This window comes from Aurantimonas sp. E1-2-R+4 (genome assembly GCF_036549515.1).
Taxonomy (GTDB): Bacteria; Pseudomonadota; Alphaproteobacteria; order Rhizobiales; family Rhizobiaceae; genus Aurantimonas; species Aurantimonas coralicida_A.
This window is the reverse complement of sequence record NZ_JAZHLK010000018.1, coordinates 30,289-43,836: the sequence shown is the minus strand read 5'-3', so window position 1 is coordinate 43,836 and position 13,548 is coordinate 30,289. Positions and strand designations below refer to the sequence as shown.

Annotated in this window: 13 protein-coding genes; 2 read left to right on the top strand and 11 right to left on the bottom strand. The window is 65.7% G+C overall.

The features are described 5' to 3' along the window. Window positions 1-2: 2 nt before the first annotated feature. From VQ045_RS10320 to VQ045_RS10305, 4 genes are all read right to left on the bottom strand, one after another. Window positions 3-680 carry a precorrin-8X methylmutase gene (locus VQ045_RS10320; RefSeq protein WP_331830061.1) on the bottom strand — a complete coding sequence of 226 codons (678 nt, stop codon included), beginning with the start codon at window positions 678-680 and terminating at the stop codon, window positions 3-5. Window positions 681-1,561: 881 nt separating this feature from the next. Beyond that, window positions 1,562-2,713, bottom strand: a complete 1,152-nt coding sequence (locus VQ045_RS10315) for a sirohydrochlorin chelatase (RefSeq protein ID WP_331830031.1) — start codon at window positions 2,711-2,713, stop codon at window positions 1,562-1,564. A 255-nt stretch (window positions 2,714-2,968) separates the two neighbouring features. Further along, a complete protein-coding gene (locus VQ045_RS10310) occupies window positions 2,969-3,409 on the bottom strand; it encodes a type II toxin-antitoxin system VapC family toxin (protein WP_327645493.1) in 441 nt (146 codons plus the stop codon). Then, window positions 3,409-3,660 (bottom strand): type II toxin-antitoxin system Phd/YefM family antitoxin, encoded by a 252-nt coding sequence (locus VQ045_RS10305; RefSeq protein ID WP_327622830.1) that lies wholly within the window; start codon window positions 3,658-3,660, stop codon window positions 3,409-3,411. The genes VQ045_RS10310 and VQ045_RS10305 overlap by 1 nt, the downstream gene beginning before the upstream one ends. A gap of 107 nt (window positions 3,661-3,767) precedes the next feature. Here VQ045_RS10305 and VQ045_RS10300 point away from each other — a divergent pair, with 107 nt between their 5' ends. After that, window positions 3,768-5,282 (top strand): cobyric acid synthase, encoded by a 1,515-nt coding sequence (locus tag VQ045_RS10300; RefSeq protein WP_331830029.1) that lies wholly within the window; start codon window positions 3,768-3,770, stop codon window positions 5,280-5,282. On the opposite strand, the gene VQ045_RS10295 is transcribed toward VQ045_RS10300, so the two are convergent. The 7 genes from VQ045_RS10295 to VQ045_RS10260 all read right to left on the bottom strand — a co-directional run bounded on the left by VQ045_RS10295 (window position 5,257) and on the right by VQ045_RS10260 (window position 12,531). Then, window positions 5,257-6,102, bottom strand: a complete 846-nt coding sequence (locus VQ045_RS10295; protein ID WP_331830028.1) for an SDR family NAD(P)-dependent oxidoreductase — start codon at window positions 6,100-6,102, stop codon at window positions 5,257-5,259. The genes VQ045_RS10300 and VQ045_RS10295 overlap by 26 nt on opposite strands. A 111-nt stretch (window positions 6,103-6,213) precedes the next feature. After that, window positions 6,214-6,375 (bottom strand): DUF3096 domain-containing protein, encoded by a 162-nt coding sequence (locus VQ045_RS10290; protein WP_327622836.1) that lies wholly within the window; start codon window positions 6,373-6,375, stop codon window positions 6,214-6,216. 44 nt (window positions 6,376-6,419) lie between these two features. Beyond that, window positions 6,420-7,199, bottom strand: a complete 780-nt coding sequence (locus tag VQ045_RS10285) for a 3-hydroxybutyrate dehydrogenase (protein ID WP_331830027.1) — start codon at window positions 7,197-7,199, stop codon at window positions 6,420-6,422. A gap of 528 nt (window positions 7,200-7,727) precedes the next feature. Continuing rightward, entirely contained in the window at window positions 7,728-9,677 is a 1,950-nt protein-coding gene (locus VQ045_RS10275; RefSeq protein ID WP_331830026.1) for a methyl-accepting chemotaxis protein, read from the bottom strand. Further along, complete coding sequence (locus tag VQ045_RS10270) at window positions 9,668-9,883, bottom strand: hypothetical protein (RefSeq protein WP_327625649.1); 216 nt, start codon at window positions 9,881-9,883, stop codon at window positions 9,668-9,670. The genes VQ045_RS10275 and VQ045_RS10270 overlap by 10 nt, the downstream gene beginning before the upstream one ends. A gap of 301 nt (window positions 9,884-10,184) precedes the next feature. Further along, a complete protein-coding gene (locus tag VQ045_RS10265) occupies window positions 10,185-11,117 on the bottom strand; it encodes a C40 family peptidase (RefSeq protein ID WP_331830025.1) in 933 nt (310 codons plus the stop codon). 13 nt (window positions 11,118-11,130) lie between these two features. Then, entirely contained in the window at window positions 11,131-12,531 is a 1,401-nt protein-coding gene (locus tag VQ045_RS10260; protein WP_331830024.1) for a leucyl aminopeptidase family protein, read from the bottom strand. Between the two features lie 130 nt (window positions 12,532-12,661). Between VQ045_RS10260 and VQ045_RS10255 the strand changes: the two genes are divergently transcribed. Beyond that, the gene (locus tag VQ045_RS10255) at window positions 12,662-13,480 is read left to right on the top strand and encodes a tetratricopeptide repeat protein (protein WP_331830023.1); all 819 of its coding nucleotides are present in this window, start codon (window positions 12,662-12,664) and stop codon (window positions 13,478-13,480) included. Window positions 13,481-13,548 lie beyond the last annotated feature (68 nt).

Genomic DNA, 13,548 nt, shown 5'->3' with positions numbered 1-13,548 from the left:
CGTCAGTTAAGACCGCTTGCCAGCGCGTTCACTGCCGCCGCCGCCATGGCGCTGCCGCCGCGACGCCCCGTCAGCGTGACGAAGGGCACGCCGTGGACGTCGCGCGCAAGCTCGGCCTTCGATTCTGCCGCACCGACGAAACCGACCGGCAGGCCAATGATCAGGGCGGGTCGGGGCGCGCCTTCCTCCAGCTTTTCCAGCAGGCGATAGAGCGCCGTCGGCGCGTTGCCGATCGCCACCACCGCCCCTTCCATCAAATCGATCCACAGATCGACCTGCGCGGCGGAGCGGGTGGTGCCCTCGCGCTCGGCGATACGCCGGGTGCGCGGGTCGCCCAGCCGGCAGACGATCTTGTTCTGGCGCGGCAGCTTGGCGGAGATGATGCCGTGCGACACCATTTCGGAATCGCACAAGATCGGCGCCCCACTTTCGAGCGCCGCGCGCCCCGCCTCGATCGCGCCTTCGGACAGAACCAGATTGGAGAGAATGTCCGGCATGCCGCAGGCGTGTATCAGGCGGATCGCCAGATCATGACCGACCTCCGGAATGGGCGACAGGTCTGATTCCTGGCGGATCAGCCGAAAGCTCTCGGCGTAGATCGCGGCCGGGTTGCGGATGTAGGAGAGGCGCGCGCCGGGGGCGAGATAGGGGTCGGACTCTTCGGCGGTGGTCTCGACCAGCCGATGTCCCAGCCCGGCGATCCAGCCCTCCTCGGACAACACCGCGGCGGACTCGGCCTCGGAGAGATCGGCCGGTGCCGACAAGACTTCGCCGAGGCGCCCTTCCGCGTCGAAGCGCGCGAAGATGTCGGCGAGCGCTTCGACCTGCGCCTCGTCGAGGCAGGACTTGTCGCCCTGCTCGACCGGCACCAAGCCGGGATAGATCTCCGCCAGCACGATCGGCGCGGCGAGATCGTCCGCAAAGCCCGTCTCGAACGGCCAGACGGCCAGAAGTTCCGCGAATTCCGGATCGCGCCTGAGATGCTCCAGCCGGGCGAGGCCAGTGATCACCTGGCTGCCGACACTGCCGGCAAAGGCGAGCTTCCACACCGGCTGCGCCTTGATCGCCCGGCGTTCGGCGAGACGCCGCTCGGCGAGCCCGGTCGGATAGGGCTCGGGCTTGGCGACCGGCAGGCCCGGAATCTCCTGATGCATCGGCCGCCCCCAATACATCGGCGCCGTGGCCAACGCCTCGCGGTTCAGCCGGCCGGCGACCTCGAAGCGGTTGGAAAAATTGTCGTCGCGATCCTTGAGCGCGTCGGCGAAGAAGCCCCACAGTGCCCGCCAGTCCGGCGCACCGGCGATCGCGGCGGTGGCGCCGGCCGGATAGCCGAAGGGAAAATCGAAGCCGGCGAAGACCCGCTTGTCCTCGGCCAGCGCGTCGCGGAAGAACTGGCGCAGCTTCGCCATCGCGGCACTGCGGGTCGGCGGGTTCACCGTCTCGATGAGGCGCGTCTCGGCCCCGTCGCGCTCGGCAAACGCGATCCAGATCGAATCCTTGCCGGTGGTCGGCGTGTTGGACGCGGACCAGTCGACGATCGCGTAGCGGTCGAATAGCGGCTTCATGGCTTGCTCACCGCCCTCTGCATCGCCCCGGCTTTCATAGACTGCGGACCGAGCGGATGGTCGGCCTGCGGATAGGGATGGTGGTGATGGCCGGCGTCACCATGCGAATGGCCGTGGTCATGATCGTGATGATGGGCCTGCCCTCCTTCATGCGTATGGTCATGGTCGTGATGGACATGGCCGCCCGCACGGGCGATTTGATGACCGTGGTCATGCCCCTGCGCCGCCGCGCGGCAGGCGCCGGTGCAGACGGTGTCGCAAAGCGGGCAGTCGGCCGAGGAGCCAAGGCCCTCGACGTGATGGTGATGGCTTTCCTGGGCGAGCCCGACCTCCGCCTCGAAGCCGAGCACCTGCTCGCGATATTTGCACATCTGGCAGTTCATGTTGTTGGTGCCTTCGAGGATCTCGTTCAGGCGATCGACGAAGGTTTCCACCACAAGGTCATGGGCGGCGAGATAACCAGCCTTGAGGAACCGGATTTCGGGATGGCGGGCCGCGACATTGTCGGTCTGGTCGTAGATCCGCCGCACCAGCACGCCGGTGAACAGGAAATAGGGAAAGACGACGATACGCCGGTAGCCGAGCCGGCTGGCATGGTCGAGGCCGGGTTCGACCAGCGGGAAGGTGACGCCCGAATAGGCGGTCTCGCCCCAGCCGAAGCCGAGACCTTCCCACAGCATCCGCATGACCTTGGAAACGTTGGAGTTGGCGTCGGGGTCCGAGGCGCCGCGCCCGACCACGACCAGCATGGTGTCGTGCAGCGGCTCGCCCTCGCGCCAGCCGTCGGCGACGAGGCACGCCTTGATCCGATCGCCGGCGGCCCGGATCATCTTCGGATCGATGCCGAGTTCGCGGCCATATTCGATCTGAAGGCCGTGGGCGGCCGCATAGGTGTTGAGGACCGAGGGAATATCGTTCTTGGCGTGACCGGCGGCGAACAGCATCCCCGGCAGCGCCAGGACGGTGTCCGCGCCGCTTTCCCGCAGGCGGTCGAGACCGTCGCGAATGACCGGCTTGGCGAATTCCAGATAGCCGTGTTCGACACGCCAGTCCGGCAGGCGCGCGCGGAGCTTGTCCGCCAAGCCGCCGAACTCGGTCATCGCGCCCTGGTCGCGGCTACCATGGCCGCACAGCATCAGAGCCTTCATGATCGGCCTCCGTTCATCTCGTTTCGACGCCGGAGGAGCCGGGCCCGGCGAATCCGGAGCACGGTTCGGTCCGACAGTTCCGTCTTGGCCCCCTGCTTGGGTCGGCCGCACCGGAATGTGTTTCAGCCCGTAACCGGGCACCGTCAGTTTCGTCAAAACCGGTAGACCGGGAGGGCCACACGGTCAAACGGAGTCTGCGAAAGCGGGTGTCGCCCGGCAACCGCCAAATCGATCTGGGCACGCGCGGCAAGCCGCTTATCGCGGGCGCGGACCGGAGCGATCCGCCTGCCAGGGATCGATGATCTCGACGCCGAATGGTACGAAATCGCCAATATTGCGGGTGACGACAGGAAGTTTCAGCTCCAGCGCCGTTGCCGCAATGAGCGCGTCGTTCGTGGACGCGCTGTTCGGCGTCGGAAGTGTCGCGCAGCGACGCGCGATCGGCAGCGTCACATCGATGACGCGGTTATCCAGCAGCGGCAGAACCAGCGCCTCGAGCCATTCGCGCAGCAGTCGCGCGAAGTTCGCGTCCCGCCTCTCCTGGCGCAGGATGCCGAACTCGATTTCGAGGATCGTCACGACCGACACGCCGAAATCCTCCGGCGCGATTGCCGCGATGAAGCCCCTGAAATGATCGTTGGTCCGCTCAGGCCGCCGGCTGTCGGAAATAACGTTGGTGTCGAACAGATAATGCATCAGCCAAGATCGACGTCCCGGGTCGCGATGTCCACGCGCTCGGGGGAGAAATCGAAGTCGGCTTCGGGACGAGGATCGGCCAGGAAGTCGAGAAGCGTCGGCCGCTGGCGTGATAGCCGCCGGTATTCCGCCTCGGACATCAGGACGAAGGCCGGCTCTCCGCGCTCGGTGATGCGAACGGGAGCCTTCCGCGCCGCTTCCTTGACGCGGCCATGTTGCTGATTGAACGCGCGACTGCCGAAGGTCTGCATGGCTGCCCCATCTGTATTACGTTTTCTCAAATGTAATACAGACATCCCGGACGATCAAGCTCGGGCCGGGCACTGGACTTGTGCCGCGCGTCGGGCGAGGAGGGAACATGCGCCAGACCGCCGCCATCATGCTGCAGGGCACCGGCTCCGACGTCGGCAAGACGGTGCTCGTCGCCGGGCTCTGCCGACTGTTCGCCCGGCGCGGCCTCGCCGTTCGCCCGTTCAAGCCGCAGAACATGTCGAACAACGCGGCCGTCGCCGCCATTCCCGGCACGGCGGACTTCGGCGAGATCGGCCGTGCACAATGGCTGCAGGCGCTGGCCTGCGGCACGCCGCCGACCGTCGACATGAACCCGGTGCTGTTGAAGCCGCAATCGGAGACCGGCAGCCAGATCGTGGTTCGCGGTCGCGTCGCCGGCGAGGCCAGGGGCCGCGACTACCAGCGGCTGAAACCCGCACTCCTTCAGCACGTGCTCGACAGCTTCGCGGCGCTCTCGGCCGAGGCCGATCTGGTCATCGTCGAGGGCGCCGGCTCGCCGGCCGAGATCAATCTTAGAGCCGGCGACATCGCCAATATGGGCTTTGCCACCGCCGCCAAGGTTCCGGTGATCCTCGTCGGCGACATCGATCGCGGCGGCGTCATCGCCTCGCTCGTCGGCACCCATGCGATCCTGACCGAAGACGACCGGGCGATGGTGGCGGGCTTCCTGATCAACAAGTTCCGCGGCGACGTCTCGCTGTTTGACGATGGGCTTGCCGCGATCACCCGGTTTACCGGCTGGCCGTCCTTCGGCGTCGTGCCGCATCTGAGCGCCGCCGCAAAACTGCCGGCCGAGGATTCCGTCGCGCTGGAACGGCTGTCGCGCGGCGGCCAGTCAGGCAAACTCAAGATCGCCGTCCCGCTGCTTGGCCGGATCGCCAATTTCGACGATCTCGATCCGCTGGAGGCCGAAGCAGGCGTCGAGGTCGCGTTCATACGACCCGGCGAAAGCCTGCCGACCGACGCGGCGCTGGTGCTGGTTCCGGGCTCGAAATCGACCATCGCCGACCTTGCCGGCTTCCGGGCCAATGGTTGGGACCGGGACCTTGCCACCCATCATGCGCGCGGCGGCCATGTCGTCGGCCTGTGCGGCGGCTACCAGATGCTGGGGCGCCTCGTCCGCGATCCGGACGGCATCGAGGGGGCGGTGCGCGAAGCGGAAGGGCTCGGCCTCCTCGACGTCGAAACCGTGATGGAGCCGGAAAAGACCGTGCGCGAGGCCCGCGCGACAACCCCCGACGGCGAGCCACTGGAAGGGTACGAGATCCACCTCGGTCGAACGAGCGGCCCGGACTGCGCCCGGCCGGTGTGCCTCATCGACGGGCAGCCGGACGGCGCGACATCGGCCGATGGCCGCGTCTTCGGCACCTATCTGCACGGGTTGTTCGGGGCCGACGACTGGCGCCGGCGCTATCTGTCGCGCTTCGGGCTGGAGGCCGCCGGACCCGGCTACCGTGCCGGCGTCGAGGCCGCGCTGGATGAGATCGCCGACGCGTTGGAACGGGTGGTGGATGTGGAGGCGCTGCTTACCATAGCGAAAGCCACAGCTGGCCGTCCTACGTCCGCACCGTCCAAGCCTTGAACTTCTCGGCCCAGTCCTGGTGCCAGCGCGACAGCGGCGGGCGGTTCTCGACGAGGTCACCAGCCGCCCAGGCGATGCGCTTTTCGTCCATCTCCCGCGTCACCTCACCATCCGGGCAGAGGATGTAGAAATCCTCGGTCCCGAGCCTTTCCAGCATGAACTCGACGGTCTGCTCAGCCGTCCATGCCGCATCCGGCTTCTCGGCGCGGCCCTTTTGGGTCAAGGGCGTGAACACGAAGCCGGGGATCATCAGGCGCGCCTCGATCCGGCAGCCTTCGCGGTTGCGCAGATCATGCTGCAGCGCCTCGGTAAACGCCTTCACCCCGGCCTTGGCGACATTGTAGGCGGGGTCGCCCGGCGGCGTGGTGATGCCCTGCTTGGAGCCTGTGACGACGATCAGTCCCGGCTCGCCCTCCGCGACCATCCGCTCGCCGAAGATTTGAGCGACATGGATGACCCCGTGCAGATTGGTGCGCAGCACCATGTCCCAATTGGCGACTCGCCCGAAGATGTCGCTGCCGGGCTGGATACCGGCATTGTCGAAGACGAGGTGAATCGTCCCGAAGCGCCCGAACAGGTTCTTCGCCAATGCCTCGACCGCCGCGCGGTCGCCGACGTCGGTGTTCGAGGTCAGCACGCTGCCGGACGGGCTCAGCGCCGAAACCGATTCCTTCGCCTCGGCCAGGCGCTCGGCCGCCCGGTCGACGAGGCAGACCGTCATGCCGGCTTCGGCGAAGCGCTTGGCTGCGGCCAACCCGATACCGGAGGCGCCGCCGGTGACGACGGCGATCCGGCCTTCAGCGATCACGGGATGGGTCATCACGATCTCCTTTCGCGTGAGTTCGCGGCGAACGGCGACGGCGTTCCGTCTTCCGCCCGTCAGTTTCGCCGTATCATCGCAGATGACCTGCCGACGCGCTGGCGCCGCACCTCAGCCGGCTGTGCCGAAGCGGGTCAAGAAGTCGGGGAACATCGCGGTCAATCCGACGAAGATCAGATAGAACGCGACGATGTAGCTGAGCAGCCGTGGCATGATCAGGATCAGGATGCCGGCGACCAGCGCGACGATCGGCTGGAGGGTGATGATTTCCATGGGAGACTCCTTCTTTCGGCGAGAGAGATAGGACGCGCATCGCGTCAGGCCATGTGCCAGCCATGGCTCGGCACGATCGACTGGCCGGTGAGGGCGTTCGAGGGGAAAGCGGCGAGGAACACGGCGACCGCGGCGACATCCGCCATCGTCGTGAATTCCTGGTCGACTGTTTCCCCGAGCATGATCCGGTCGACGACCTCCTGCTCGGAAATGCCAAGATCGCGTGCCTGCTCGGGGATCTGCTTTTCCACGAGCGGCGTTTTCACAAAACCGGGGCAGATCGTGTTGGCGCGCACCCCATGTTTGGCGCCCTCCTTGGCCATCACCCGGGACAGTCCGAGAATGCCGTGTTTGGCCGCGACATAGGCGCTTTTCAGCGCCGAGGCCTCGTGGCTGTGGGCCGAGCCCATGTAGATCAGCGCGCCGGATTGTTGCGGATACATGTGTTTCACGCAGGCCTTGGTCAGCAAGAACGACCCGTCGAGATGGATCGCCACCAGCTTGCGAAACTCGGCATAGGGAAAGTCCTCGATGGGGTGGACGATCTGGATGCCGGCGTTGGAGATCATCGTGTCGATGCGGCCGAATCGGGCCGCGACGTTGTCGACGCCAGCGTTCACCGCGCTTTCGTCGGTGACATCCATCGTCACCGCCATCGCTTCGGCGCCGGCCGCTTCCAGTCCCACGACAACCGCGTCGGCCCCGGCCCTATCGATGTCGCAGACCGCGACCCTGGCCCCCTCCCGCGCAAAGGCGAGGGCGATTTCCTTGCCGATGCCCGAGCCGGCACCGGTGATGACGGCGACATTGCCTTCCAATTGCATGACCGCGCTCCCTGCTTGTCAGTCCGCGGACATGGAAAGGCCGGCGAGAACTTAAAGGCCCCGCCGGCCCGCTAACCGAATTTATCGATGATCCGACCAGGCGGTCCCGGCCGGGATCAGAACTCTTCCCAGCTGNGCCCATCAGCGCCAAAATGCCGAAAAGTTCATTGCCCCTGCATCGAGGGCCGCGTAACGTTCAACCCGGCATCGCCGCTCAACGAAGTTCAACAAACTTCGGGACATCCCCCACGCCGCCGCCATCTCCGATCCCGATGCGTTGGCCCCGGAGGTCATGCGTCAGATCGCGGCGCATGAGCGCGGCGAGACGCTGCGCGGCGTGGTCGATCGCGCGGCGGGCTACTGAACCCGCGCCGCGGCGGCGGCGTCATGTCCGCTCGATCCTGGATCCAGAAACAGCCGAGGACCCGATCGGGTGATCGGATCCTCGGCATCGCTCATTGAGGAATTGGCCCTTCGAACCAGGGGATGACCGACGGACGCCGCCGATCATCCAGGTTGGAAAGAGGATCAGAACTCCTCCCAGCTGTCGGATTCGGCCTTGGGGGCACGGGCGGCGCCGCCCGTTCCGGTGGTCTTCATCTGCGGCACGCCCCGCGACGCGGTCGCCGGCCGTGCCCGGTTGGCGGCAGGGGCGGCGTTGCCACCCGACCGCGATGCCTGACCCCGCCCAGAGCCGGCCGAGCCGGCGGTCTTGAACTGCGCCATCGCGCTCGCCAGTTCCTCGGTCTCGTTGGTCAAGGTCTGGCTCGCCGCCGTCGCCTCTTCCACCATCGCCGCGTTCTGCTGCGTCACCTTATCCATCTGATCCGCCGCGCCCGACACCTCGCGCAAGCTCGTCGCCTGTTCCTTGGCGCTCACCGCGATGCTCGCAATCAGCTCGGCCATCGAACTGACCTCCGCGACGATCTCGTCCAGCGACTTGCCTGAGGCCGTCACCAGCTCGACGCCGCTTTCCACCTGGCTGCGCGACGTCGCGATCAGCGTCTTGATCTCCTTGGCCGCTTCGGCCGAGCGCTGGGCCAGTCCACGCACTTCCTGGGCGACCACCGCAAAGCCCTTGCCGGCTTCGCCGGCCCGCGCCGCCTCGACGCCCGCGTTCAGCGCCAGAAGGTTGGTCTGGAAGGCGATTTCGTCGATCACCGAGATGATCTGGTTGATCTGCTCGGAGGACTTTTCGATCTGGCTCATCGCCGCCACCGCCTGGCCGACGATCTCGCCGCCCTTTTCGGCTTTGCCGCGGGCGGTACTGGCCGCCGTCTGCGCCTTGCCGGCGCCCTCGGCGGTCTGGTTCACCGCCGTCGTCACCTCGCCCAGCGCCGCCACCGTCTCTTCCAGGCTCGCCGCCTGCTGCTCGGTGCGCTGCGACAGGTCGTTCGAGGCCGTGTTGATCTCCTGCAGGCCAGACCGGATCGAGCCGATCGAGGTCACCACATTGCCGATCGCATCCTCCAGCTTGCCGACACTAGCGTTGAATTGATCACGTACTTCGCTGAAGTCGTGGCCGATGCTGTCGTCCAGTCTGACCGTCAGGTCGCCGTCGGCCAGCCTTTCGAAAGCCGGCCCGAGGTTCTGGATGAGAAGGTTACGCGCATTCGTCGCGGCATTTTCTGAGGTCGTCGCGAGTTCCAATTTGGAGCGACGTTCAGTCTCCAGCGCATCGGCCTGGAGCTGACGCTTCTCGATCTCCGCTGACTTGAAGATTTCAAGCGCCCGCGCCAGATCGCCGATTTCATCAGGACGATCGGCTCCCGTCACGACCACATCGAGATCGCCCGAGGACAGCTCGTTCATAGCCGTCGACATGGCGGCCAACGGGCGCACGACCCGCCGAATGATAAAGAAAATACCGCCGGCCAGAATCAGGAGCGCGAGAAGCCCGCTAACGATCTGTCCCGTCGTGCCAAGCGTGCTTTCCGACGCCGCTTCATTCTCCAACTCGACGCCTCTGGCATTCGCGGTTGCGACGAGTTCATCGATGATCGCCCGATGCGCATGATACGCCGCCGACACAGCCTGGAACGCCTTGTCCCGAGCCGACACGTCCCGAGCCGCCAGCGCAGGAAGAAATTCGCTATCGACGGTATTCCAGAATTCCTGTGCGTAGCGGTGCGTATCGACGGTGATCAGCTTCTTGATATCGGCGCGAAGGTCGGAGGCCAGCCAATACTCATGCCGCTCGTCGTAGACCTTCTTCAGGTCGGACAAGCGCTGTTCGACGCCGGCAGGTTGGGTATAACCGGCGTTCGCCGAGACGACCTCCAGATAGGGCTCGATGATATATTCCGGCGGTGGCAGGATATCGGCAAGGAGATCCTTGCTTTGCACAATATGTCCGTAGAGAGGACCATTTACCTTCAAACGCTCGAGAACGCCGAAGCTGATCAGCGATGAAATGATGAACGCACCGCCGACCACGGCCGCGAAGACGTATAGCGTGCTTCCGATTTTCAAGCGCATGGGAAAATTTCCTTACGAGGGATAGAGATCCGGCTGTGAGTTCCAAATTTATGCGCCGTATTCTGCGCGATCTCGATCGCGCCAGCGTAGCCCGCGCGAATCCTCTGGTTGACGGCGAAGATGGCGACGAGGTTCAGCATGCCAGAAATACAGATCGCGTCGATTATTCCTATTCGCGAGGAAAACTTCATATCCGAAAGTTTCATTATTTTCAGTCTCCCTTAGAATACCATATTTCTCGGATTTACTTTCTGAAGCGCAGTTAATCGACGCCCGATCTCGCAAGAACAGATTATGAGGGATTACGCATAGGTGCCTAACAATTCCTTACCTGGAGAGGTGAAGCCCCCAGCGCTCCGGCAATTTCCCCGCGGTAGTTTGACGCAGGACCACCTCAGCAAATTTTTTTGAACTCCTCGGAATCGCTTCCCGGATTACTGAGGGGAATTTGAATCATGATCCGGATCGCCCATCGGGGGGGGATAACTGGTTGAAAGCATATTGCAATTACGCAGCGGGGCTCGTGTCCATCCGCCTGATGCTGGTCACCGCCGCCCCCTTCGCCTCCAGCCGCGCGATCGCGGCGGCCAGCGGCTCGATCGCGGTCAGCATGTGATGGGCGTTGGCGTGGAGGAGCCGTGTGCCGTCCAGCATGATGCCGACATGGCCCTTCCAGAAGACGAGGTCGCCGCGTTCCCGTGCGGAATGGGAAAAAGTGGAAACCGGTTTTCCGCTCGCATCCTGCGCCGACTGACCTAACTCGCAGCCGGCGATGTGGGTGCCCAGCGCGCGCCCCTGCATGTCGGTGTCGCGCGGCGCGGCGATGCCGGCCATCTGGCACGATATCTGGACAAGACCGGAGCAATCGATGCCCGACGCGCTCTTGCCGCCCCACAGATAGGGCACGCCGACAAACCGCTCGGCAACCGCCACGAAATCCTGCTCCATGGTTCCGAGCGGCTTCAGATGCTGTTCCACCACGGCGCCATGGGGCTGGGTCATCGCGTAGCGCGCGTTGTGATCCTCGGCCGCGCCGGTGACGGTGACCAACGCGCCCATCGGAAGATCGTGCAGCGGCGGCAGCTTGATGTCGGGACCGGGAAACAGCAGCGTCCGGGGCACGCAAACTCGGTGGGTCGGTGCGGCGCCGAGGTGGCCGATCGCCACGCTCGGAACGTAACCGACATAGCCGTCCGTGCCGAGCTGCACCCAGGACCAACCCTCGGCGTCAATCTCGAAGACCGTCACCGGTTCGCCGAACAGCGCCTCGGTGTCGAGCGGCGCGTCGGGCGAGGGACGACGGCGCACCGGCGCCAGCGGAGTGAGGATGCGGCATTCCTCGCCGCGGACGAAGCGCGTGGCTTCCACCCGCCCCTGCAATCGGACATCGGCGAGATCATCGCGGAACGCGTTGAGACGGGAATCGAGAGGCGATGTCATGGCGTCAGTTTCCTCACCGTGCCGGAAAGCGCGTCTTGAGAACCGCGAACAGCGCCCGGATCGCCTGCGCCTCACCGCCGACCGGCCCGATCGGGCTTGGCTTCGGCCGCCAGCCATAGACGTCGAAATGCGACCAGCTATTGGCCTTTTCGACGAAGCCTTGCAGGAACAGCGCCGCGGTCACCGATCCGGCGAAGGCGTCGCTGGTGATATTGTTGGTGTCGGCGATCTTGGAGGCAAGGTTCGCCGCATAGGGTTGCCAGAGCGGCATTCGCCAGACCGGGTCGGCGACATCGAGGCCGGCTTGCGCGATCTCGCCGGCGAGCGCGCTATCGTCCGTATAGAACGGCGCGATGTCGGGTCCGAGCGCCACCCGCGCCGCGCCGGTCAGCGTCGCCATGTCGATCAGGAGATCCGGCGCTTCCTCGTCGGCCAGCGCCAGCGCGTCGGCCAGCACCAACCGCCCCTCGGCGTCGGTGTTGCCGATCTCGACCGTCTTGCCCTTGCGGCTGGTCAGGACATCGCCCGGCCGGAAGGCATCGCCCGAAATCGCGTTCTCGACAGCCGGGATCAGCACGCGCAGGCGCACCGGTAGCTTGGCCGCCATCACCATGCGGGCGAGGCCGAGCACGTTGGCGGCGCCGCCCATGTCCTTCTTCATCAGCAACATGCCGGACGCGGGCTTGATGTCGAGGCCGCCGGTGTCGAAGCAGACCCCCTTGCCGACCAGGGTCAGCTTCGGATCCTCCGGCCGGCCCCAGCAAAGATCGATCAGCCGCGGTGCCGACGCGCTCGCCCGGCCGACGGCGTGGACCATCGGAAAGTTCAGCTCCAGCAGCGCGTCGCCCTCGATCGTGTCGACGCGCGCGCCGAACCCGTCGCCGAGCGAGCGCACGGCGCCCTCCAGTTCGGCCGGTCCCATGTCGCTGGTCGGCGTGTTGATCAGATCGCGCGCGAGAAAGACGCCCGCCGCGATGCTCTCGATGTCCGCCTTGTCGGAGCCATCGGCGGCAAGAAAGCGGACGTCGCCGCCGTCATCCGCTTTCGACGACCGGTAGCGGTCGAAGCGATAGCCGCCGAGAATGAGCGCCAGCGAGGCGAGCGGCCCGCCGACGGCGGTCTCGTCGGCAAAATACCACTCCCCTGCCGGCAGCTTGCCGGCGAGCGCCCCGCCCAGCAGCGCGCGGCGTTGCAACGCGCCCTCTCCGGCGCCGCCTTTGCCGAGACCGAGAACCGCACCGGCGACGTTGCCTTTCGTGTCCGGCACGATCAGCACGGCTCCCGCCTCGGCCGAGAACCGCGCGGTTTCCGCCCAATGGGCGGTCGCGGCCGGCAGGGCTGCAAGCCCGGCCTTGTCCGCGGTCCAGACGGGCAAGGCGGCGGCGGTCCTGGCGCTGACGAGGGTAACGGTCATGGGGCCGGGTTCCTTGTTTCGGCGGCGACGGATTAACCGGCCGTTAGGGTTAACAAATTATTCTCTCCGCCACGGGCCGTAGCATCAATGCCGGCCAAACAGTCATCCGCGGGCGAAACGGGAGCAGTTCATGGTCGGGCGCGAAACTAGACCGATTCGTCGATCGAGACAGGGGCTTCTCGTCGGTGCCGCCCTGGTTCTCGCACTCACCCAGGGGTGCGCGTCGGTTTCCAACGAGATTACGGGCTCCGTCAGCAAGCCGGCGTCCGGCCGCACGGTGGCGCAGATGTCGTCCGGCGAACTGCAGAACGCGGTGGCCTCCTATGGCCAGGCCTATGAAAAGAATTCCAAGGACAAGGCGACGGGCCTCTCCTATGCCGCCACCCTGCAGATGGCCGGTCGCAACGACCAGTCCCTGGCAGTGATGCAGCAGGTGGCTATCGCCCACCCCAAGGATCGCAACGTGCTGGCCGCCTATGGCAAGGCGCTGGCGGCAGCGGGCGATCTGCCGAAGGCGCTGGAGACCGTGCGCCGTGCCCAGACGCCGGACTATCCGGACTGGCGGCTTTATTCGGCGGAGGGCGCCATCCTCGACCAGCTGGGCCAATCGGACGAGGCCAGGGTGCTGTATCGCAAGGCGCTGGACATGGCGCCGGACGAGCCGACAATTCTGTCCAATCTGGGAATGTCCTACCTCTTGGCGAACGATCTGCCGGCGGCCGAAAAATACCTTCGCGCGGCGGCCGCACGGCCCGGCAGCGACAGCCGCGTGCGCCAGAACCTGGCGTTGGTCGTCGGCCTGCAGGGCCGCTTCGCGGAAGCCGAGACGATCGCCGCGGCGGAGCTTTCGCCCAAGGAGGCGCAGGCCAACGTCACCTATCTCAAGGAGATGCTGGCCCAGCAGAACACCTGGTCGATGCTGAAGGACAAGGACGGCGGCAAGAGCTGACGCCGCTCCGCCACGTACAAGAAAATGCAACGAAAGGGCGGAGCGCGGGCTTCGCCCTTTTTTCGCGT

What these genes read in the sequence shown, in the direction of transcription:
- VQ045_RS10315 (WP_331830031.1), bottom strand. Translation starts at nt 2,713, where the DNA reads ATGAAGGCTCTGATGCTGTGCGGCCATGGTAGCCGCGACCAGGGCGCG.
- VQ045_RS10310 (WP_327645493.1), bottom strand. Translation starts at nt 3,409, where the DNA reads ATGCATTATCTGTTCGACACCAACGTTATTTCCGACAGCCGGCGGCCT.
- VQ045_RS10305 (WP_327622830.1), bottom strand. Translation starts at nt 3,660, where the DNA reads ATGCAGACCTTCGGCAGTCGCGCGTTCAATCAGCAACATGGCCGCGTC.
- VQ045_RS10300 (WP_331830029.1), top strand. Translation starts at nt 3,768, where the DNA reads ATGCGCCAGACCGCCGCCATCATGCTGCAGGGCACCGGCTCCGACGTC.
- VQ045_RS10295 (WP_331830028.1), bottom strand. Translation starts at nt 6,102, where the DNA reads ATGACCCATCCCGTGATCGCTGAAGGCCGGATCGCCGTCGTCACCGGC.
- VQ045_RS10290 (WP_327622836.1), bottom strand. Translation starts at nt 6,375, where the DNA reads ATGGAAATCATCACCCTCCAGCCGATCGTCGCGCTGGTCGCCGGCATC.
- VQ045_RS10285 (WP_331830027.1), bottom strand. Translation starts at nt 7,199, where the DNA reads ATGCAATTGGAAGGCAATGTCGCCGTCATCACCGGTGCCGGCTCGGGC.
- VQ045_RS10275 (WP_331830026.1), bottom strand. Translation starts at nt 9,677, where the DNA reads ATGCGCTTGAAAATCGGAAGCACGCTATACGTCTTCGCGGCCGTGGTC.
- VQ045_RS10270 (WP_327625649.1), bottom strand. Translation starts at nt 9,883, where the DNA reads ATGAAACTTTCGGATATGAAGTTTTCCTCGCGAATAGGAATAATCGAC.
- VQ045_RS10265 (WP_331830025.1), bottom strand. Translation starts at nt 11,117, where the DNA reads ATGACATCGCCTCTCGATTCCCGTCTCAACGCGTTCCGCGATGATCTC.
- VQ045_RS10260 (WP_331830024.1), bottom strand. Translation starts at nt 12,531, where the DNA reads ATGACCGTTACCCTCGTCAGCGCCAGGACCGCCGCCGCCTTGCCCGTC.
- VQ045_RS10255 (WP_331830023.1), top strand. Translation starts at nt 12,662, where the DNA reads ATGGTCGGGCGCGAAACTAGACCGATTCGTCGATCGAGACAGGGGCTT.